Genomic DNA, 255 nt, shown 5'->3' with positions numbered 1-255 from the left:
TGGAACAGGGCAAGTCGGCCTGGATCGCCGATACCAATTACGCCATCAACGACCGTTGGAACCGGGGCGCCACCTACCCGTGGGATCCCAAGTACAAGCGCGAGGACCTGGCCAGCGTGCGCGCGCGTTACCTGAGGTCCAACGACGGCATCATCAACCTGACCTACCGCCACCGTCTCAACACGGCCGCGCCGGCGACGGCGACCACGGAAGAACGCACCCTGCTGGAGCAGGTGGACCTGTCCTTCCTGTACC

1 protein-coding gene is annotated in these 255 nt (G+C 64.7%); it reads left to right on the top strand.

Annotated elements, in window-relative coordinates:
- The coding region (lptD, locus tag ACQG3P_RS20585) for an LPS assembly protein LptD (RefSeq protein ID WP_426806084.1) at window positions 1-255 on the top strand (255 nt) is incomplete at both ends.

The organism is Stenotrophomonas sp. SrG, from assembly GCF_050031795.1.
GTDB classification, from domain to species: Bacteria; Pseudomonadota; Gammaproteobacteria; order Xanthomonadales; family Xanthomonadaceae; genus Stenotrophomonas; species Stenotrophomonas rhizophila_A.
This window is presented reverse-complemented; position numbering and strand designations above follow the sequence as displayed.